The sequence below is a fragment of the Chromobacterium sp. Rain0013 genome (assembly GCF_015291765.1).
GTDB lineage: Bacteria > Pseudomonadota > Gammaproteobacteria > Burkholderiales > Chromobacteriaceae > Chromobacterium > Chromobacterium haemolyticum.
Map to the genome: position 1 here is coordinate 4,691,335 of NZ_CP031514.1, position 18,891 is coordinate 4,710,225.

General features: G+C 61.9%; 18 protein-coding genes. 7 read left to right on the forward strand and 11 right to left on the reverse strand.

Annotation, left to right across the window (positions count from 1 at the left end; translation table 11 throughout):
• The first annotated feature begins 181 nt into the window (after positions 1 to 181).
• Positions 182 to 490 carry an ATP-dependent Clp protease adapter ClpS gene (gene clpS, locus DXT74_RS21450; protein ID WP_019101854.1) on the forward strand — a complete coding sequence of 103 codons (309 nt, stop codon included), beginning with the start codon at positions 182 to 184 and terminating at the stop codon, positions 488 to 490.
• Positions 490 to 2,766: an ATP-dependent Clp protease ATP-binding subunit ClpA gene (clpA, locus tag DXT74_RS21455; RefSeq protein ID WP_043632262.1), complete on the forward strand. Its 2,277-nt coding sequence runs from the start codon at positions 490 to 492 to the stop codon at positions 2,764 to 2,766. Before clpS ends, clpA begins: the two co-directional genes overlap by 1 nt.
• Positions 2,767 to 2,819: 53 nt before the next feature.
• Here the strand turns inward: clpA and xerD are convergent, their stop codons facing one another.
• The 8 genes from xerD to DXT74_RS21495 form a co-directional block, all read right to left on the reverse strand.
• Positions 2,820 to 3,728, reverse strand: a complete 909-nt coding sequence (gene xerD, locus DXT74_RS21460) for a site-specific tyrosine recombinase XerD (protein ID WP_370551732.1) — start codon at positions 3,726 to 3,728, stop codon at positions 2,820 to 2,822.
• 198 nt (positions 3,729 to 3,926) lie between these two features.
• Positions 3,927 to 4,394: a methylated-DNA--[protein]-cysteine S-methyltransferase gene (locus DXT74_RS21465; RefSeq protein ID WP_043632259.1), complete on the reverse strand. Its 468-nt coding sequence runs from the start codon at positions 4,392 to 4,394 to the stop codon at positions 3,927 to 3,929.
• Between the two features lie 91 nt (positions 4,395 to 4,485).
• A complete protein-coding gene (gene rplS / locus DXT74_RS21470; RefSeq protein WP_019102875.1) occupies positions 4,486 to 4,854 on the reverse strand; it encodes a 50S ribosomal protein L19 in 369 nt (122 codons plus the stop codon).
• Positions 4,855 to 4,857: 3 nt separating this feature from the next.
• Positions 4,858 to 5,625 carry a tRNA (guanosine(37)-N1)-methyltransferase TrmD gene (gene trmD, locus DXT74_RS21475; RefSeq protein WP_019102876.1) on the reverse strand — a complete coding sequence of 256 codons (768 nt, stop codon included), beginning with the start codon at positions 5,623 to 5,625 and terminating at the stop codon, positions 4,858 to 4,860.
• The gene (rimM, locus tag DXT74_RS21480) at positions 5,625 to 6,131 is read right to left on the reverse strand and encodes a ribosome maturation factor RimM (protein WP_114151988.1); all 507 of its coding nucleotides are present in this window, start codon (positions 6,129 to 6,131) and stop codon (positions 5,625 to 5,627) included. Before rimM ends, trmD begins: the two co-directional genes overlap by 1 nt.
• A gap of 35 nt (positions 6,132 to 6,166) precedes the next feature.
• A complete protein-coding gene (gene rpsP, locus DXT74_RS21485) occupies positions 6,167 to 6,415 on the reverse strand; it encodes a 30S ribosomal protein S16 (RefSeq protein WP_019102878.1) in 249 nt (82 codons plus the stop codon).
• Positions 6,416 to 6,522: 107 nt separating this feature from the next.
• On the reverse strand, positions 6,523 to 9,198 hold the full coding sequence (locus DXT74_RS21490; RefSeq protein WP_019102879.1) for a bifunctional acetate--CoA ligase family protein/GNAT family N-acetyltransferase: 2,676 nt from the start codon (positions 9,196 to 9,198) through the stop codon (positions 6,523 to 6,525).
• On the reverse strand, positions 9,195 to 10,205 hold the full coding sequence (locus DXT74_RS21495) for a cation diffusion facilitator family transporter (protein WP_043632778.1): 1,011 nt from the start codon (positions 10,203 to 10,205) through the stop codon (positions 9,195 to 9,197). The genes DXT74_RS21490 and DXT74_RS21495 overlap by 4 nt, the downstream gene beginning before the upstream one ends.
• Before the next feature lie 188 nt (positions 10,206 to 10,393).
• Here DXT74_RS21495 and nadA point away from each other — a divergent pair, with 188 nt between their 5' ends.
• From nadA to rpoS, 5 genes are all read left to right on the forward strand, one after another.
• Positions 10,394 to 11,311, forward strand: a complete 918-nt coding sequence (nadA, locus tag DXT74_RS21500) for a quinolinate synthase NadA (RefSeq protein WP_194426962.1) — start codon at positions 10,394 to 10,396, stop codon at positions 11,309 to 11,311.
• A gap of 130 nt (positions 11,312 to 11,441) precedes the next feature.
• Positions 11,442 to 12,188, forward strand: a complete 747-nt coding sequence (gene surE, locus DXT74_RS21505) for a 5'/3'-nucleotidase SurE (RefSeq protein ID WP_019102882.1) — start codon at positions 11,442 to 11,444, stop codon at positions 12,186 to 12,188.
• Complete coding sequence (locus DXT74_RS21510; protein ID WP_043632250.1) at positions 12,170 to 12,841, forward strand: protein-L-isoaspartate(D-aspartate) O-methyltransferase; 672 nt, start codon at positions 12,170 to 12,172, stop codon at positions 12,839 to 12,841. The genes surE and DXT74_RS21510 overlap by 19 nt, the downstream gene beginning before the upstream one ends.
• Before the next feature lie 83 nt (positions 12,842 to 12,924).
• Positions 12,925 to 14,013: a peptidoglycan DD-metalloendopeptidase family protein gene (locus DXT74_RS21515; RefSeq protein ID WP_231138238.1), complete on the forward strand. Its 1,089-nt coding sequence runs from the start codon at positions 12,925 to 12,927 to the stop codon at positions 14,011 to 14,013.
• Between the two features lie 49 nt (positions 14,014 to 14,062).
• Positions 14,063 to 15,010, forward strand: a complete 948-nt coding sequence (rpoS, locus tag DXT74_RS21520) for an RNA polymerase sigma factor RpoS (protein ID WP_019102885.1) — start codon at positions 14,063 to 14,065, stop codon at positions 15,008 to 15,010.
• Positions 15,011 to 15,062: 52 nt separating this feature from the next.
• On the opposite strand, the gene DXT74_RS21525 is transcribed toward rpoS, so the two are convergent.
• From DXT74_RS21525 to DXT74_RS21535, 3 genes are read right to left on the reverse strand one after another with little or no spacing between them, the layout of a single operon-like run.
• Complete coding sequence (locus DXT74_RS21525; RefSeq protein WP_194426963.1) at positions 15,063 to 17,000, reverse strand: DUF3488 and transglutaminase-like domain-containing protein; 1,938 nt, start codon at positions 16,998 to 17,000, stop codon at positions 15,063 to 15,065.
• Complete coding sequence (locus DXT74_RS21530; protein ID WP_081554367.1) at positions 16,987 to 17,955, reverse strand: DUF58 domain-containing protein; 969 nt, start codon at positions 17,953 to 17,955, stop codon at positions 16,987 to 16,989. Before DXT74_RS21530 ends, DXT74_RS21525 begins: the two co-directional genes overlap by 14 nt.
• Complete coding sequence (locus DXT74_RS21535) at positions 17,939 to 18,835, reverse strand: MoxR family ATPase (protein ID WP_019102888.1); 897 nt, start codon at positions 18,833 to 18,835, stop codon at positions 17,939 to 17,941. Before DXT74_RS21535 ends, DXT74_RS21530 begins: the two co-directional genes overlap by 17 nt.
• Positions 18,836 to 18,891 lie beyond the last annotated feature (56 nt).

Genomic DNA, 18,891 nt, shown 5'->3' on the forward strand with positions numbered 1-18,891 from the left:
AATAAGAGTTGTCTGGCTTGCCTAGCGCAAAAAAATGCCAAACAGTTAAGCCAAGCACCAGCTGCATTTCTACGCAACCCGCCGCTCATCGTCAAGTCGAAGAGGAAAAGTGCCAGTCCCCTTGAAAAAAACTCTCGGGGAACCCAAATTGAAGTAAGACGCAGATTCCACGAAAGCCGACATGTCTACGCAGTTCAAGGACGATGCCATACAAGAGGCGTCCCGGGTTAGGGAAAACCCACCCCCGATGTATAAGGTCTTGTTATTGAACGATGATTTCACCCCAATGGATTTTGTGATCCAGGTTCTCCAGCAGTTCTTCTACATGAACCGCGAAAAGGCCACTCACATCATGCTGCAAGTCCACACGCAAGGTCACGGCGTGTGTGGCGTTTATACCAAAGACGTGGCTGCAACAAAGGTCGAGCAGGTGTTGCAATATGCGAAAGCGCACCAGCATCCGCTCCAGTGCGTTATGGAGGAAAACTGATGATTGCCCAGGAGCTTGAAGTAAGCCTGCACATGGCGTTCATGGACGCAAGGCGCAAGCGCCACGAGTTCATCAGCGTGGAGCATCTGTTACTCGCGATGACCGACAACCCGTCGGCTGCCGAAGTACTGCGCGCATGTGGAGCCAATATCGACCAGCTGAAAAAACAGCTGGGCGATTTTATCGATGAGCACACCCCCACCGTGCCTGGAGAGGCGGAGGTGGAAACTCAACCCACACTCGGCTTCCAGCGCGTGATTCAGCGCGCCATCCTGCACGTGCAGTCTTCCGGCAAAAAAGAGGTGACCGGGGCTAACATTCTGGTGGCCATCTTTGGCGAGAAGGACTCCCACGCGGTGTACTACCTGCACCAGCAAGGCATTTCGCGGCTGGACGTGGTGAATTTCATTTCTCATGGAATCACCAAGCAGCGCTCGCAGCAGCAACCGCAAGAGCCGCGCGACAGCAGCGGCGAAGCGGAGAGCGAGGAACAGGCCACCGGTCCGGGCGGCGCCTTGGAAAACTACACGCAGAACCTCAACCAGCAGGCGCGCGAAGGCAAGATAGATCCGCTGATCGGCCGCGAATCCGAGTTGGAACGCACCGTTCAGATCCTGTGCCGCCGCCGCAAGAACAACCCGCTGCTGGTGGGCGAAGCCGGCGTGGGCAAAACCGCCATCGCCGAAGGCTTGGCGCGCCGCATCGTCAACGGCGAAGTGCCGGAGATTCTGGCCAAATCCACCGTTTACGCACTGGACATGGGCGCGCTGCTGGCCGGCACCAAATACCGCGGCGACTTCGAACAGCGGCTGAAGGCGGTGATCAAGCAACTGACCGAGGACAGCAACGCCATTCTGTTCATCGATGAGATTCATACCCTGATCGGTGCCGGCGCGGCCTCGGGCGGCACGCTGGACGCGTCCAATCTGCTCAAGCCAGCCCTCTCCAACGGCAGCCTGCGCTGCATCGGGGCGACCACCTACAACGAGTACCGCAGCATCTTCGAAAAGGACAACGCGCTGTCGCGCCGTTTCCAGAAGATCGACGTCAACGAACCGACGGTGGAACAGACCGTGGAAATCCTCAAGGGGCTGAAGTCGCGCTTCGAGGCTCACCACGGCGTCAAGTACACGCAATCCGCGCTATCCACCGCGGCAGAGCTGTCGGCGCGCTTCATCAACGATCGCCATCTGCCGGACAAAGCCATCGACGTGATAGACGAGGCCGGCGCCGCGCAGAAAATTCTGCCCAAGTCCAAGCAGAAAAAGGTCATCAACAAGACCGAGATCGAGGACATCGTCGCCAAGATCGCGCGCATTCCGCCCAAGACCGTATCGTCCGATGACAAGAACGTGCTGAAGAACCTTGAGCGCGATCTGAAAAACGTGGTGTTCGGGCAGGAGAAGGCCATCGAAGGGCTGGCCAGCGCCATCAAGATGACGCGATCCGGCTTGGGCAATCCGCAAAAGCCAATCGGATCCTTCCTGTTCTCCGGCCCCACCGGTGTTGGCAAGACGGAGGTGGCGCGCCAGCTAGCCTATATTCTGGGCGTGGAGTTGATCCGCTTCGACATGTCCGAATACATGGAACGCCATGCGGTGTCCAGGCTGATCGGCGCGCCTCCGGGCTATGTCGGGTTCGAACAGGGCGGCCAACTGACGGAAGCGATCAACAAGCATCCGTACGCGGTGGTGTTGCTGGATGAGATCGAAAAAGCACATCCGGACATCTACAACGTGCTGCTGCAGGTGATGGACCACGGCACGCTGACCGACAACAACGGCCGCAAGGCGGATTTCCGCAACGTGGTGATCATCATGACCACCAACGCAGGCGCCGAGTCTTTGTCCAAGCCCACTCTGGGCTTCACTCAGACCAAGGCGACCGGCGACGAGATGGGAGACATCAAGAAGCAGTTCAGTCCGGAATTCCGCAACCGTCTGGACGCCATCATCCCGTTCAAGATGCTGGACGAGCAGATCATCTTGCAAGTGGTGGACAAGTTCCTGATGCAGTTGGAACAGCAGCTGGCCGAGAAGCGGGTGGATATCCACTTCACCGACGAACTGCGCCGCTACCTGGCTAAGAACGGTTTCGATCCGCTGATGGGCGCCCGCCCGATGGCGCGTCTGATTCAAGACACGCTGCGCAAGGCGCTGGCAGACGAGTTGCTGTTCGGCCGGCTGGTCACCGGCGGTGAAGTCACCGTCACCGTGGTGGACGACAAGGTGGAGCTGCAATTCGACCACCAGGCCCTGACGCCCGAACCCGCCTGATTTTGCTTACGCAACACGCAACGCCCGCTAAAGCGGGCGTTTTTCTTTTCGTCTCAACCGCGCGGATGATGCTTGGCGTGCAGCTGTTTCAAGCGCTCCCGCGCCACATGGGTATAAATCTGCGTGGTGGATATGTCCGAATGCCCCAGCAAGAGCTGCACCACGCGCAAATCCGCGCCGTGATTGACCAGATGGGTGGCGAAAGCATGTCGCAACACATGCGGGCTCACTGCCGGCAAGCCCTGCCGTTTGGCGTACTGCGAAATCAAATGCCAAGCCATCTGCCTCGTCATGCCCGCCTTGCGCTGGGTCACGAACACGGTGTCGCAGACCGCTCCCGCCAACAAGAGCGGCCTCGCCTCTACCAAATAGCGCTGCAACCACTCCTGAGCCAGTTCGCCCAAGGGCACCAATCTTTCCTTATTGCCCTTGCCCATGGTCTTGACCAAGCCGTCCAGCAAGTTCACCTGCTGCAGCGTCAGGCCTACTAGCTCGGACACGCGCAGGCCGCTGGCGTAAAGCAGCTCCAGCATCGCCCGGTCGCGCAGGCCCAAGGGCGTGGCCACATCGGGCGCCTCCAGCAAGGCTTCCACATGCCGCTCGGACAGAGACTTGGGCAAACGCGGCCCTTGCTTGGGCGCGCGTAAGCGGGCGCAAGGGTCGTCATCGCGCAACCCCGCCTGCGTCAGATATTGATAAAAGCGCTTCATCGCCGACACCATCCGCGCCCGGGTCGCCGGTTTCTCTCGATCCACCCCCAGCAATAACGCCTGCTCCAGCTGCTCGGGGCCAGCCTCCGTCAAACGCGCGCCGCTATCCCCCAGACGCGCGGCCAGCTTGCCAAGATCGCGTCGATACGCGGCCAGGGTGTTCTTGGACAAACCATCGCTCAGCCATAGCTGGTCCAAAAACGCATCGATGGCCTCCTCGGCCGCCTTCATCTCTTCGCTGCTCGCATCCATTTTGTCGTCGTCCGCTGAAGTGCGCGTCAAGCCGCCCGCGCGGAACACTCATGCCGAATAATCTTCAGTCTTTGTCCGACTCACCGGCAAAACATTCCCTCGCAAGTCCTACCTCTTCATCACGCGCGAGCCGGGCCTGGCGGAAAGATATCCAGAACGGCGCGCAAAATATCCGTCTTGCGCCTATCTCAGCGCTGCTCAACACCCAAACTCATGCGCCAGCAGCCACTGCTTGATGTCGACGGTTTCCCGGCCCAATGAGCGATTAAAGCCGCCCAGGCTATTGCGAGCCACCACGCGGTGGCAAGGCACGATGATGGGCACAGGATTGCGTCCGCAAGCATTGCCCACCGCCCGCGCCGACGAACCCAGCGCCGTGGCGATATCCTGATAGCGCCTCATCTGCCCGCAAGGAATCCGCTCTATCTCGCCCCAAACACGCAGTTGGTGTTCGCTGCCCTGCAAACGGTAGGGCAGGCTGAAGCCGAAACGCGGATCAACGAAATAAGCGCGCAGTTGCTCCGCCACCTCTTGCTCCAGGCTGCGCGGCATCGGCGGTCTGAGAGCTTGCCGCTCAGCCAAGAATTCCAGATTCACAAGCGCGCCGTCGAGACACAAAATGCCCAGCTGCCCGAACGGCGCGTCGATTACCGCGCTGTATTCCATTTTCCGCCTCCGACGCTCCGGCAATAAAAAAGCGCAAGGCATCGCCTTGCGCTTTGAACCGTCATCAAGCCTAAGCCTGACTCGACAAGGCTTAACCTTGCTTGCGAGCCGGCAGTTTTTCCTTGATGCGTGCGGATTTGCCGGTACGGCCGCGCAGGTAGTACAGCTTGGCGCGACGCACGTCGCCGCGGCGCTTCACTTCAACGGAAGCCACCAGCGGGGAGTAGGTTTGGAAAGTACGCTCTACGCCTTCGCCGGCGGACATCTTGCGCACGGTGAAAGCGCTGTTCAGGCCAGCGTTTTTCTTGGCGATAACCACGCCTTCGTAAGCCTGCAGACGTTCGCGGTTGCCTTCCTTAACCTTCACCTGAACGACGATGGTGTCGCCCGGTGCGAATTCCGGCAGGGTCTTGCCCAGGCGGGCGATTTCTTCTTGCTCGAGTTTCTGGATCAGATCCATGATTCACTCCTGGTTTTTCTGGAGATCTTGTTCCTGCTGGTACTCCGCCAGCAGCCGAGATTCCTGTTTTGTCAAAATACGGCCTTGCAGCAAATCCGGGCGACGTTGCATCGTCCTGCCCAGCGCCTGTTTCAGCCGCCATTTAGCGATCAGCGCATGATTACCGGACAACAACACATCCGGCACCCGCATGCCCTGATAGTCTTCGGGTCGGGTATAGTGCGGACAATCAAGAAGCCCGTCCACAAATGAATCTTCGTAAGCCGACTGCGCGTCGTTCAGGACGCCTGGGAGCAAACGCACCACCGCATCCATCAACACCATGGCCGGCAGCTCGCCGCCGGACAAAACGTAGTCGCCGATGGAAATCTCCTCGTCGACTTCGCGCTGGATCAACCTTTCATCCACGCCCTCGTAGCGGCCGCACAGCAGGATCAAGCCCGCTCGCTGCGACAACTCCGCCGCCTTCTCATGCGTAAGCGGACGGCCTTGGGGTGAAAGATAAATCACATGGCTGCGCTCGGCTCCGGCTTGCGCCTGCCTCGCCCTGGCCGCAGCGATCGACTGCGCCAATGGCTCAATCTGCATCACCATGCCGGGGCCGCCGCCATAAGGCCGGTCGTCAACCCGGCGGTAGTTGTCGTGCGTGAAATCGCGAGGATTCCAAGCCTGAAAACCCCAAATGCCCAAATCAAGCGCCCGCTGGCTAACGCCAAAGCGGGCGATGGAATCGAACATCTCCGGAAACAGCGTTACCGCGTCGATTTGCATCAGTAGTCCAGACCCCAGTCCACCTGGATCTTGCCTTCGGCAAGCTGGACTTCCAGCACATACTGATCCACAAAGGGAATCATGCGCTGAGCGTCCGCGCCCTGCACTACCAACAGATCATGGGCGCCGGTTTCCATCAATTCACTGACTTTGCCCAGCACTTCGCCTTGCTGATTGACGACTTCCAGGCCGATCAGATCAGCCCAGTAGTATTCGCCTTCTTCAGCGGCCGGCAACTCTGCGCGCGGCACAGCGATCTGCATGCCGCGCAAGGCTTCGGCCGCATCGCGGTCTTCCACGCCTTCCAGCTTGGCGGCAAGCGCCTTGGGCTGGAGAGCGCCATTTTCAAATGTGTACGGCTTCCAGTCGTTCTCCTTGCCCAGCCACCAGACCGGGTAGTCGAACAGACCGTCAGCGTATTCGGTGTCGGCCTGGACTTTTACCCAGCCCTTGACACCAAAGGCGCCACGCACAAACCCCATCACTACGAGATCTTCGCTGCGCATGCGCCTAGTCCGTCAGTTGATGTATCAACGAACGCTTAGGCAGCGGCCTTCTGCTCTTTCAGCAGCTTGGCAACGGCGTCGGAAACTTGAGCGCCAACGCCTACCCAGTGGTTCAGGCGGTCCATGGTGAAACGGACGCGCTCTTGCTTCTCGTTGGCAACCGGGTTGTAGAAGCCAACGCGCTCGATGAAGCGACCGTCACGACGGTTACGGGAATCGGTCACCACGATGTTGTAGAACGGACGGTTCTTGGCGCCGCCACGTGCCAGACGAATCACTACCATTGTCGATTGTCCTTGAATAAAAACGGTATGTAGAAAAGCCCACGATTTTAGGTCAGTTTTCCCTTATCTTGCAAGCGCTTAATGCAAGACGGCTGTCAAGCCCGCCGTTACAAGCTCTTGGACACCATGGTCAGGGCCCGGTCTTCCGGGTGAGGCTCAACGGAAAACCCCAGCTTGTGCATCAGTTTCAGCATGCCCTTGTTGCCGGCCAACACCTCGCCGCGCATCACTTTCAGGCCCTGCTCGCGCGCCGCGTCGAACAAGGCGCTCATCAATAAATAACCTATGCCCTTGCCCTGCCAACGGTCGGCCACTTCCAGCGCGAACTCGCAGCCTTCGTTGTCCGGATCGGTGATGAAGCGGGCCACCGCCAGCATTTCCTCGCCGTCCTTGTGTTCCCGCGTCATCGCCAATGCCATTTCGCGGTCGTAATCCAGCTGGGTGAAACGCACCAACATGCTTTGCGACAATTGCTTGATGCTGGACAGGTAGCGGTTGTAGCGGCTTTCCTCGGACAGATTGCGCACAAACTCCTGTTGCATATCCGCATCTTCCGGCCGCACCGGCCGCACCATTACATTGGTGCCGTCGTTCAGTTTGGCGCACACCACCATGTGGCTGGGATAAGGCATGATCGCCATATGGCCGTAGCGCTTCAAATCCGGCCGCCGCGGCCGCACGATGATGCGGGCGTCGAGCGCGATCACCCCCTGCTCGTCGGCCACCAACGGATTAATGTCCATTTCGCGCAGTTCCGGCAGTTCGCACACCATTTCCGACACATGCAGCAGCACATCCTCTAATTCGTCCTGATCCACCGCCGGCAGGTTCTTGAACGCCCCTAGCAACTGGCCGATGCGGGTATGGCGGATCATGCTGGCCACTAGATAACCGTTGAGCGGCGGCAGCGACAGCGCGCGGTCGTGCATCACCTCCACCGCGATGCCCCCGGCGCCGAAAGTGATCACTGGACCGAAGGCCTCGTCGTGGGTAACGCCCACCATCACTTCGCGGGCGAAACGGCGCTTGCGCATCGGCTGCACAGAGACCCCGTCAATGCGCGCCTCCGGTCTTGCCTGCCGCGTACGGCTGATGATGGCGTCGAATGCCTCGCGCAGCGTCGCCTCGTTGCTGATGTTCAGTTCCACTCCGCCAACGTCGGACTTATAAATAATGTCCGGCGAATCGATCTTCAGCACCACAGGGTAACCAATCTTGTCGGCCTGCTTGACCGCCTCGTTGGCGGTACGCGCCAGCCGGGTGGGATTGACCGGGATCTGAAAAGCGGCCAGCACTTCCTTTGACTCCCGCTCGGACAAGATATCCCGCCCATCCTTCAGCGCGGCGGCGATGACCTTGCGCGCCTTGGCCACATCCGGATCCGCGCGCTTGCCTTCCAGCGGCCCCGGGGTCTGCAACAGCAACTGCTGGTTGCGCTGGTAGGCCGCCAGATTGCGGAATACCTCAATACCGTACTCCGGCGCGCGGAAGTGCGCGCATTTGGCCTTGGAAAACAGTTCGCGGCTTTCCGACACCTTGGCGTCGCCCAGCCAGGACAAAAACAGCGGCTTGCTGGATTCGCGTTGCAAGCCAATCATCAACTGCGCGGTTGTCAGGTGATCCGTGCCGGCCTGCGGAGTAAACACCACCATCACGCCGTCCACATTGGGATCGTCCAAACAGGCCTTCACCGCGGTGCGAAAACGCGAGGGACTGGCGTCGCCGATGATGTCCAGCGGATTGCCTCGCGACCAATTGCGCGGCAAGACGCCGTTGAGCAGTTCCATGGTGGCGTCGGATAGCTTGGCCAGCTCCACCCGGTTGGAATAGGCGCTGTCCGCGGCCAGCACGCCGGGGCCGATGCCGTTGGTGACGATGGCCAACCGCTTGCCGCCCACCCGGTAGTTGGCGGCAAGCACTTTGGCGGCGGTGAACAACTGGGCAATGGTGTCCACGCGCAGCACGCCTGCACGCGCCAGCGCGGCGTCGAACACATCGCCGCTTTCCACCAGATTGCTTGAGTGCGTGACCCCGGTCACCGCGTCTTCGTAACGCCCGGACTTGATCACCACCACCGGCTTGGTCCTCGCCGCGGCGCGCAAGGCAGACATGAAACGGCGCGCGTCGTGAATGTGGTGGACATGCAACAGAATGCCCTGGGTGAAGTTGTCCGCCACCAGGTAATCCAGAATTTCGCCAAAGCCGACGTCCAAGGCGTTGCCCACCGAAATCACGCTGGAAAAACCGATGCCCTTGCTGTCCGCCCAGTCCAGCATCGCCGTGCACAACGCCGACGACTGCGACACCAGCGCCAGATTGCCCGGCCTCACCTTGCTGGTGTAGTTGCTGGCATTGAAGCCCGCCACCGGCCGCATCAGGCCCAGCACGTTGGGCCCTAGGATGCGGATGCCGAAATGACGGCTGATCGACAGCGTCTCGTTGATGATCTCCCGCTCCAGCTGCTCGCTGTCCGCGAACTCCTTGGCCAGCAGCACCGCCTTGATGCCCTTCTTGCCGCAATCCTTCATGATCGCCGGCAAAGTCCGCGTGGCGGTCACCACCACCGCCAGGTCCACGGGTTCGCTGATCTGCCGCACCGAAGCCACCGCGGGCACCCCGGCCACCACCTTGTGGTTGAGATTGACCGGAAACAGCTTGCCCTGGAAGTTGCCCGCCAGCAGATTGGCGAACACCGCCTGCCCGATCGAGCCCGGCGTGTCGCTGGCGCCGATCACGGCGACGCTGCGAGGCGAAAACAACGGTGTCAGGTAATGCGGCCTCATTGATGCTTATCCTCGGAAATAATGGTAACCGGCACGGTTTTCCCCGCCGGCGGCGGCAGGGGCCACTCCGGCTGCAAAGTCACATGATCGATGCCGAACTCGCGCGACAGCATGCGCTGACAGGCGGCCAGGATGCGCGGCCAATCCTGCGGCGCGCTCACCTGCAAATGCGCAGACAAGGCCACGCGGTCGGCAGCCATGGTCCAGATGTGCAGATCATGCACCGACCTCACCCCGGCGATGCCGCCCAAGGCGCGACCGATGCGGTTGAAATCCAGCTCCGCCGGCACCTCTTCCATCAACACCGCCAACGACTTGCGCAACAACCTCCAAGTCGACGACAGAATCAGGCAGGCCACCAGCATGGACAAGATCGGGTCCGCCGGCGTCCAGCCGGTCCAAAACACAATGGCCCCGGACGCGATCGCCGCCAGCGAGCCCAACAAATCTCCCATGACGTGCAGCAGCGCCGCCTTGCTGTTCAGACTGTGCGCACCGCGGCTCAGAATCCACGCGGCCAGCACATTCACCATCAAGCCCACCACCGCGATGCCCATCACGCCCAGGCCGTTGACCGGATGCGGCTCCAGCAAACGCCGCACCGCCTCCACCGAAATGAAGACGATGACGCCGAACATGAACAAGCTGTTCAGAAACGCGCCGATCACCTCCGCGCGGCCATGGCCGAAGGAATGCGACTCGTCCGCCGGACGGCGGCCTATATGCGCAACCCACAAGGCCAGCAGCAGCGATATGGAGTCTGTCAGCATATGGCCGGCGTCGGACAGCAGGGCCAGGGACCCCGTCATCCAGCCGCCCACCGCCTCCACGCAGGCAAAACCTACCGTCAGCAGCGCCACCCAGCGCAAAGCGCGCATGCTGGCGGCGCGCGCCGCGGCCCCCGTCACCCCGCCATGGGGATGACGATGCGGGTGATTGTAATCGTGCTCGTCGTCGTGCTCGCCGCCCGCCGAGCCATCATCATGCAGACTGAACCTTGACGTCATATTGACCTCCGGCAAGCCGAATCCATCTGGCTCCGCTCCGCCGCGAGCGGCCTAACAAGAATGGACTGGCGCGGACACTACAATATTGTTAATCTTTACTGTTTAGCAATAGCTCTTTACTGCACCGCACAAAGTCGCCCACGCTCTGGTTACATCAGAGGCCGAATGGCGGCGGGAGTCGATCCATCATGACGAAACGCGTCGTCACGCTTGCTCATTACTATACCCAGCCTGAAATCCAGCAAATGGCCGACAAGGTTGGCGACAGCCTGGAGCTTTCTTTGTACGCCAAGGAAGCCAATGCCGACATCATCGTTTTTGCCGGCGTGCGCTTCATGGCGGAAACCGCGAAAATTCTCAATCCCCAGGCGGAAGTGATTCTGCCCGACGCGGGCTCCACCTGCTCGTTGGTGACCCAGACCGACGTGGCCGCCTTGGCCAAATGGCGCAAGCAGCACCCGGATCACGTGCACGTGTCCTACATCAACTCCAGCGCCGAGCATAAAGCGCTGTCCGACTGGATCGTCACCAGCCGCAATGTCGACGACATCATTGCCCACCTGTACGCCGAAGGCAAAAAAGTGATCTTCTCGCCGGACCGCAATATGGGCGGCTACCTCAACTACCAGTACGGCTACAACATGCCGCTGTGGTCGGCAGTGTGCGAAGTGCACGACAAATTCAACGAAGCGGCGCTGGACGAGGCCTTCGCGGTTGCCGGCTCGGAAAAATATCTGATCGCCCACCCGGAAAGCCCGCTGCCGGTGCTGAAGAAGGCCGACTACGTAGGCTCCACCTCCGGCATGCTCAACTGGGTCAAGCAATTCTCCGGCGGCTCCGACGCTGTGATCTTTGTCGCTACCGAAGACGGCATCCTCTACAACATGGGCCTGGCCCGCCCAGATCTGGACCTGCGCCAGGCGCCGATCTACGCCGGCTGCCAATGCAACTCCTGTCCGTACATGAAGATGAACACCATAGAAGCGGTGAAGCGCGCGCAACAGGGCGTGGGCTTGCGCATCGACTACCTCAGCCGGGAGCAAATGGACGCGGCGCGGCTGCCGATCGAGCGCATGTTGGAATTCAGCCAGCGTTATTACGCCTGAGCCGCCTTCCCCAACCCGCCCACCGGCGGGTTTTGTTTATCGGTCTTCCACGCCGGACTTTTCCGCGTCATCGTTGGAGCGATACAATCAGCCGGGCCACCTTTGCCGGCCAAAACAATAGAAAGACAGCATGAAGTTTCTCATCAGCAACGACGACGGTTATTTCGCTCCGGGACTGGCCATGCTGGCGCAAACCCTGTCCCGCCACGGCGAAGTCGTCATTGTCGCGCCGGAGCGGGACCGCAGCGGCGCCAGCAACTCCCTGACCCTGGATCGCCCCTTGACCGTGCGCAAGGCCGCCAACGGCTTTCACTACGTCAACGGCACCCCCACCGACTGCGTGCACCTCGCCGTGACCGGCATGCTGGACTTCAAACCGGACATGGTGTTCAGCGGCATCAACCACGGCCCCAATATGGGTGACGATACCTTGTACTCCGGCACCGTGGCCGCCGCCACCGAAGGCTTCATGCTGGGCATCCCCTCCATCGCGGTGTCGCTGGCGGGCTATAGCGGCCAGCACTTCGCCAGCGCCGGGCTGGTCGTCGATCAACTGGTGGAACGCTGCAAACGGACCCCGTTCCGCGAGCCCGTGCTACTCAACGTCAACGTGCCCGACATCGCCCCGGAAGCACTGGGTCAATTGACCGTCACCCGCCTGGGCCGCCGCCACTGCGCGCAGCCGGTGATCAAGTCTCAGAATCCGCGCGGCGAGACGATATACTGGGTAGGACCGGTCGGCAATGTGCAAGACGCCGGCGCGGGCACGGATTTCGGCGCGCTGGCCAACAACGATATTTCAGTGACGCCGCTTATGCTGGATTTAACCGCCTATGGCCAACTAGACGGAATCAAAACATGGCTACACCACAGCTGACGCCGGGCCAGCCGGCCTACGGCATGCTTTCCGACCGCACCCGACGCCGCATGGTCGAGCGATTGCGCCAAAACGGCGTGGCCGACGAACGCGTGCTGACCGCGATGTCGGACGTGCCGCGTCACCTGTTTGTAGACCAGGCGCTGGCCACCCGCGCCTATGACGACGTGTCGCTGCCCATAGGCCACGGCCAGACCATATCCCAGCCCTTCACCGTGGCGCGGATGACGGAAATCCTGTTGAATGGCAAGAAGCCGGGCAAGGTTCTGGAGATCGGCACCGGCTGCGGCTACCAGACCGCCGTGCTGCTGAAGACCGGCGCCGAGGTCTACTCCATTGAACGCTTGGGCGCCATTCTTGACAAAGCCAGACGCAATTTGCGCGCCGCCAAGCTGGTGCACGCCCGCCTGGTTCATGGCGACGGCCACTTCGGCCTGGCCGAGGCCGCGCCCTTCGACGGCATCATCATGACCGCCGCCGCGCGCAATATCCCCCAGGCCCTGGTTGAACAGCTCAACGACGGCGGCCGCATGATCATGCCGATAGGCGAAGAGGAACAGTACTTGTGGCTGATAGAGAAAACCGCGCAAGGCCTGCAGAAAAGCCGGCTGGACCCGGTGAAATTCGTACCCTTGCTTGCCGGACGCAGTTAGAACTGCAAAAACACAACAGTTTCTTTGTCCGACAATTTATCAAATCACTTAAACAGACTATAAAAAACAAAAGTATGCTAAAAATGCATTGCAGCTATGCATATATATTCACGGCCTCGATCGGCATCGCCCTGAGCGGATGCAGCAGCATCGCCCAGCAGCCGGCCCCCGTGGAAAGCGCAACGCCGGCAGCCGCTCGCAACGCGCCGCCTCCGGCGCCCGCCGCTACAACCGGCAGCAATGCGGCGGTAACAACGCCGTATCAGGATAACGGAGGAGTGTCCGCCGCGCCGATAGGCTCCGCCTCAGCGGCGGGCGCGACAACAAGAGAAAAGACCCATGTGGTTCAGCCGGGGGAGAATCTGTTCCGCATCTCTCTGAACAACGGCCTGAAATACAAGGATGTCGCGGCCTGGAACAACCTGCCGGACAACAATATCAAAGTAGGACAAGTGCTGCGCTTGACCCCGCCTGGCGGAGACGCCTCCCCGGCGGCCAGCGCCGGCCAGCCGACGGCGGCCGCCGCGCCGGCCCAGTCAAGCGCTCCGGTGGAAAGCGCAACTGTCCAAGCTGGCGGTGTCAAGGCCTACCCCAAAGCCCTGAAACTGCCTTATAGCGCAGAAGCAGCAAAAACCTTGTCCGCCCAGAGCGAGGGTGGACCGGGCAACAACAAGAACGCTCAAGCCCCGATCAGCTCCGCCGGCTCGCCGGCGGCGGCAAGCGCTCCGGCCAAGGCCGAAGCCCCGGCGGCGACGCCGTCCAGCAAGCCCGAGGCCAGCAAGCCCGCGGCGAAAGCGGACGAAGACGCGGTGCCGTGGCTATGGCCTACCGAAGGCAAGATGATCCGGGGGTATTCCGATAGCAGCAAGGGCATAGACATCAGCGGCCGTAGCGGCCAGCCGGTGTTGGCGGCGGGAGACGGCAAAGTGGTGTACAGCGGCACGGGCCTGCGCGGCTACGGCAAGCTGATCATCATCAAGCACAATAAATCCTTCCTGTCGGCCTACGCCCACAATAGCCAGTTGCTCGTAAAGGAGGGCCAGTCTGTCAAGCGAGGGCAGAAGATTGCCGAAATGGGCAATTCCGACGCCGACCAAGTGAAACTGCACTTTGAAATCCGCCGCCTCGGTAAACCGGTGGATCCGATGCAGTACCTTGACCATAAGTCCTGACGGGCGGCCGGGGCCCCCGTCCAGGATCAGAAAGAGACGGGGGTAGAACATGAGTAGCGAACTCGACATTCTCGAAGAGCAAGAAATTCTCGACGAGGAAAGCAATGAGGAAGCCGTTGCTGAAGTGGAGGCAGAGGAAGTCGGCGAAGCGCAGCCGGTATACGAAGAAGTTGCCGACGTCACCCAAATCTACCTCAACGATATCGGCAACAACGCTCTGTTGACGCCGCAGGAAGAACTGGCTCTGGCCCGCCGCGTGGTGGCCGGCGAGTTCGAAGCGCGGCAAAAGATGATCGAACACAATCTGCGGCTGGTGGTGAACATCGCCAAGCATTACATCAACCGCGGCCTGGCGCTGCTGGATCTGATCGAGGAAGGCAATATCGGTCTGATGCACGCGCTGGAGAAGTTCGACCCGGAGCGCGGCTTCCGCTTCTCCACCTATGCCACCTGGTGGATTCGCCAGAGCATAGAACGCGCCATCATGAATCAATCTCGCACCATCCGCCTGCCGGTGCATGTGATCAAGGAGCTCAACGTTTATCTGCGCGCCTCGCGCCATCTGGAAAGCCAGATCGGCCGCGAGCCGACGCTGGATGAAATCGCCCATCTGGTGGGCAAGCCGGTGGACGATGTGCGCAAAGTGATGAACCTCAACGAGCGCATGGCCTCGCTGGACGCGCCGCTGGATATCGACCCGATGCTGTCGATCGGCGAGTCCATTCCGGACGAGCAGCATGACGAGCCGGAAATCCAGTTGCACAACAGCCAGTTGGAACACTTCGTCCATGAATGGCTGGGCCAACTGAACGAGAAGCAAAAACTGGTGATCGAGCGCCGCTACGGCCTCAACGGCTACGAAATCTGCACGCTGGAAGAGTTGGCCGCCGCACTGAGCCTGACCCGCGAACGCGTGCGCCAGATCCAGATTGAAGGCCTGGAACAACTACGCCGCATCCTGCGCCGCAAGGGCATCTCCAAGGACTTTCTGTTGTAGCTCGCGACGGCGTCAGTCGCCGCCAGCAGCCCCCGGTTTCCCGGGGGCTTCGTTATTTGCGCGCCAGACGAAAACGGCGGCAGCGGCGCAGCCAGTCCATATGCCGAGCGGCGTCTACGGCGCGCGAGCGATAGCGCAAGGCCACGTAATCATGCACCAGCGCCTTCAGCTGTCGGTATTCCGCATCCGCCAAACCGGGCTTGGCGCGGCGCAGCAGCTCCAAAGGACCATCGCAAGAGCTGGCCTCAATCCGGCGCCGGCGCAGTTGCTCCAACAGCAGCCGCCATCCCCGCGCCATCGGCTCCTCCCGCCCGCGGCCCCGCCGCCACCACCAAGCCAAGGGCAGGCCCGCCAGCAAGACACCGACAAACAAAGCCTGCAACACGCTGGTCGCGCTCACGCTTTCCCCCAGCCCCAAGCGTTGAAACACATTACGCTGCCGAACGGCGTCATAACCCACCACCCATTGCTGCCAGGCAAAGCCCGCCGCTTGCCAGTTTTGACGTAAATTACGCAACCAGGCCGGCGGCAAACCCGTCACCCCGCCTTCCTTCAGCGCCGGCACAGCTTGTTCCGCGCCGTCCGCCAGACGCAGCGGCGCCACCGCGCCGGTGGGATCGACGCGCAGCCATTGTCGGCTTCCCGCCTGCCAAATCTCCACCCAAGCGTGAGCGTCGGACGACTTCACTTGCCAGAAACGCCCTACCGGATTGTATTCGCCGCCCTGATAACCGACGACAATCCGCGCCGGCATGCCGGCGGCGCGCGCCAGAAACGCCAATGCCGACGCGTAATGCTCGCAAAAACCTTGCCGGCTGGAAAACAGGAATTGATCGATCTCGTCTTGCTGGTCCAACAACGGCGGATTCAGCGTATAGCGAAAGCCCTGGCTGCGAAACGCCTGCAAGGCGGCCGGCACGAAAGCGCCCTCTCCGCGCGCCGCCAACTCTCGCGCCCAAGCGCGAGCTCGGGAATTGCCGGGCGGCAAGCGCAGGTAAAACGCGCGCTCGGAGTCGGACAAAACCGCCTGGTAGCGCGCGCCCAGCCGACTGACGGCGTGAAACCGCTGCGTCCTGCTGTCCTTGCCGTCTCCGCGCAACACCATGCCGTATCGCAAGCTCGACGCGCCTTCGCCCGGCTGCGGCACATCCAGCGCCGGCAAGCGTCCCTTGTCCGGCTCCAGCGTGATCGCGTACTCCACCGCCTCGCCGCCGCTGACGCTCTCCTCCGCCTCGCCGCGCGCCTCGCCGCCGCTCCAGCGGCTGCCGTCGAAACGGTCCAGCAACAAGACCCGCCAGTACATCTGCGCCCGCTGCGGCGGCCGCTGCGGGAACACAACGGAAAACGCCGGCTCCCGGCTCAGAATCAGCTGACTGACGCTGCCCGGCGCCAAACTATCGCCCAGGCCGCTGACCGCCTGCCTGCCCGGTTCGCTGGGCATGCTCCACAGCGGCCCGGATAGCCGCGGCATGACTACGAACAAGACCAGCATCAAGGGCAGCGCCAGGCCTAAGGCCGACGCGGCCGAACGCAGGCTGCCTCGCCACGGCGCGCCCTCCAGCGCCGCCATCGCGCCGGTCAGCGCCAACAGGCTCAGAGCCAGCCAGACCGCAGCCACCGGCGACTGATCAAACAGCAAGGGCATGGCGGCCAGAAACACCCCCAGGGCGATCAACACCCGCCAATCCCGCAGTTGAGCGCACTCCTGCGCCTTGAAGCCCAGCAGCAGCAGCAAAATACCAACGCCGCCCTCCCGCCCCACCAGGGTGCCGAGCGTACGCCAGGACAGCCAGGCGGCCAAAAGCAGCGGCGGCAACAGCCACCAGAACGCAGGAGGCGCTCTGCGCCGCCAGACCAAGACCGCCTTGCCCAGCAATAAGGCAAAGGCCAAGGCGACCAGCCACAACGGCAGATGCAACCATAGCGGCGCGGCGCTCAGGGCCACCGCCGCCAGCGTCGGCCACACCCTGCCGCGATCAGGGACGCTCATCGCCGCGCTCCAGATACAAAGCCAGGGCAGTCAGCGCCAATAAACGCTGTTGCGGTTGCGGGCCCACGCTGCGTGTCGGCAGCTTCAGCACATAAGGTTGGCGCAGGCGCTCGCATTGCTCGACGCGCCAAGCCAAGCGCGACAGCTTGAGCTCCACGTCGCCGCCACGGCCGTAATCCTGCCAATCCAAGGCCAGCAAGCCGGCGCGCCCTTCCCCGGCAAATTGCTTGCTGACCAACGCGCCTCTGCGCGCCAGCACTTTCCAGGCAATGCGGCGCGGCGAATCCCCGACTCGATACGCGTCCAGATGAGAGAAGTCCTCTTCCTCGCCCGGCTGATCGCTGGGCTGATCGCCGCCGCCCAGGCTGCGGCCGCGCTGGCCGTCCTGCAGAGGGGCGGGAAACAACAGCGCCTGAGCCCTCAGCCTGACCCAAGCGCTGGCGCGCACCAGGCCAAACGGCGCCTCGCTCCAGATCTGACAGGCCGGCAAAGCCATATAACCGCGCCGGCTGCCGCAGACGCTCAGTTCCACCTCGAACTCCGCGCCGCCGGGCAGCCGTTCAATCCGGGTCTCCACGCCATCCTCAAGCGCCAAGCTCAGTTGACGCTCGCCGTCGTCCTCATGCCGCAGCAACACGCGGAAACGCGCGGCATCGCCAGCGAAGACGGGCTCCGCGTCCAGCGCGCGCAGCTGCAGACCGGCCAATTGCCGGTAAGCCAGCAGCACCGCCACCAGCAGCAAGCCGGCCACCCAGAACGATAAGGCGTAGGCCAGGCTGACGTCGTAGTTCAATGCGCCTATCCACACCGCCAGCGCCACCAGGGCAAGCGTCAGGCCAAAACGGGTGGGCAACAGATAGATCCGGTTTTGTTCCAGCCGGCACTGCGCCTGCGGCTGCGCACGGCGCAGCATCCATTGCCGCAGACGGCGGCGCGGATCAAGGGATGGGAACATGGGCGAGCAGGCCGCTGGCGGCGTCGCCGCCATTACCGCCTAACAGGCGATGGCCGGCTACGCTGGGAAAAACCGCTTTCACGTCCTCCGGCAACACGTGATCGCGCCCTTCCAGCAAAGCCCAGGCACGCGCCGCGGCCGCCAGCGCCAAACCCGCGCGCGGGCTCAGTCCCGAGGCGAAGCGGCTGTCCCGGCGCGTGGCCTCCACCAAGGCCAGCACATAGCCGGCCAAGGCCGGGCTCACGGTCAACTGCGCGGCCTGACGCTGCAGCGCGACCAAGTCGCCGGGACGCAAGGCCGGCACCAGTTGAGCCAGCAGTTGACGGCGGTCTTCGCCTTGCAGCAAGGCCAGTTCGGCCTCGCGCGGCGGATAGCCCAGCGAAATGCGCATCAGGAAGCGGTCCTGCTGCGACTCCGGCAAAGGGAAGGTGCCGGCTTGCTCCGCCGGGTTCTGAGTGGCAATGACGAAGAAGGGTTCGGGCAAGGGATAGGTGGCGCCGTCGACCGAAACCTGGCGCTCTTCCATCGCCTCCAGCAAGGCGGACTGGACCTTGGGCGACGCGCGATTGATCTCGTCGGCCAGCAGCACCTGGGAAAATACCGGCCCCTGATGGAAGTGGAAGGAGGCGGAATCTCGCTGGTAGATATTGACGCCCAGAATATCCGAGGGCAGCAGATCGCTGGTGAACTGTACCCGACGGTACTCCAGGCCCAGCACCCCGGCCAGGCCGTGTGCCAGCGTGGTCTTGCCCACGCCGGGAACGTCCTCGATCAGCAAATGGCCGCGAGCGATCAAGCAGGTCAAGGCCAGGCGGATTGCCTGTGGCTTACCCAGGATCAGCTGATTCAGTTGACGATACGCAATGGAGAGAGATTGCATTTGCACCCGCTTACGCGCACTATTTATCGATATCACATATCCCGCGCCCATTGTAC

Bases quoted from the DNA above. Each gene is read 5' to 3' on its own strand.
- clpS (WP_019101854.1), top strand. From the start codon at position 182: ATGTCTACGCAGTTCAAGGACGATGCCATACAAGAGGCGTCCCGGGTT.
- clpA (WP_043632262.1), top strand. From the start codon at position 490: ATGATTGCCCAGGAGCTTGAAGTAAGCCTGCACATGGCGTTCATGGAC.
- xerD (WP_370551732.1), bottom strand. From the start codon at position 3,728: ATGGATGCGAGCAGCGAAGAGATGAAGGCGGCCGAGGAGGCCATCGAT.
- DXT74_RS21465 (WP_043632259.1), bottom strand. From the start codon at position 4,394: ATGGAATACAGCGCGGTAATCGACGCGCCGTTCGGGCAGCTGGGCATT.
- rplS (WP_019102875.1), bottom strand. From the start codon at position 4,854: ATGGATCTGATCCAGAAACTCGAGCAAGAAGAAATCGCCCGCCTGGGC.
- trmD (WP_019102876.1), bottom strand. From the start codon at position 5,625: ATGCAAATCGACGCGGTAACGCTGTTTCCGGAGATGTTCGATTCCATC.
- rimM (WP_114151988.1), bottom strand. From the start codon at position 6,131: ATGCGCAGCGAAGATCTCGTAGTGATGGGGTTTGTGCGTGGCGCCTTT.
- rpsP (WP_019102878.1), bottom strand. From the start codon at position 6,415: ATGGTAGTGATTCGTCTGGCACGTGGCGGCGCCAAGAACCGTCCGTTC.
- DXT74_RS21490 (WP_019102879.1), bottom strand. From the start codon at position 9,198: ATGAGGCCGCATTACCTGACACCGTTGTTTTCGCCTCGCAGCGTCGCC.
- DXT74_RS21495 (WP_043632778.1), bottom strand. From the start codon at position 10,205: ATGACGTCAAGGTTCAGTCTGCATGATGATGGCTCGGCGGGCGGCGAG.
- nadA (WP_194426962.1), top strand. From the start codon at position 10,394: ATGACGAAACGCGTCGTCACGCTTGCTCATTACTATACCCAGCCTGAA.
- surE (WP_019102882.1), top strand. From the start codon at position 11,442: ATGAAGTTTCTCATCAGCAACGACGACGGTTATTTCGCTCCGGGACTG.
- DXT74_RS21510 (WP_043632250.1), top strand. From the start codon at position 12,170: ATGGCTACACCACAGCTGACGCCGGGCCAGCCGGCCTACGGCATGCTT.
- DXT74_RS21515 (WP_231138238.1), top strand. From the start codon at position 12,925: ATGCATTGCAGCTATGCATATATATTCACGGCCTCGATCGGCATCGCC.
- rpoS (WP_019102885.1), top strand. From the start codon at position 14,063: ATGAGTAGCGAACTCGACATTCTCGAAGAGCAAGAAATTCTCGACGAG.
- DXT74_RS21525 (WP_194426963.1), bottom strand. From the start codon at position 17,000: ATGAGCGTCCCTGATCGCGGCAGGGTGTGGCCGACGCTGGCGGCGGTG.
- DXT74_RS21530 (WP_081554367.1), bottom strand. From the start codon at position 17,955: ATGTTCCCATCCCTTGATCCGCGCCGCCGTCTGCGGCAATGGATGCTG.
- DXT74_RS21535 (WP_019102888.1), bottom strand. From the start codon at position 18,835: ATGCAATCTCTCTCCATTGCGTATCGTCAACTGAATCAGCTGATCCTG.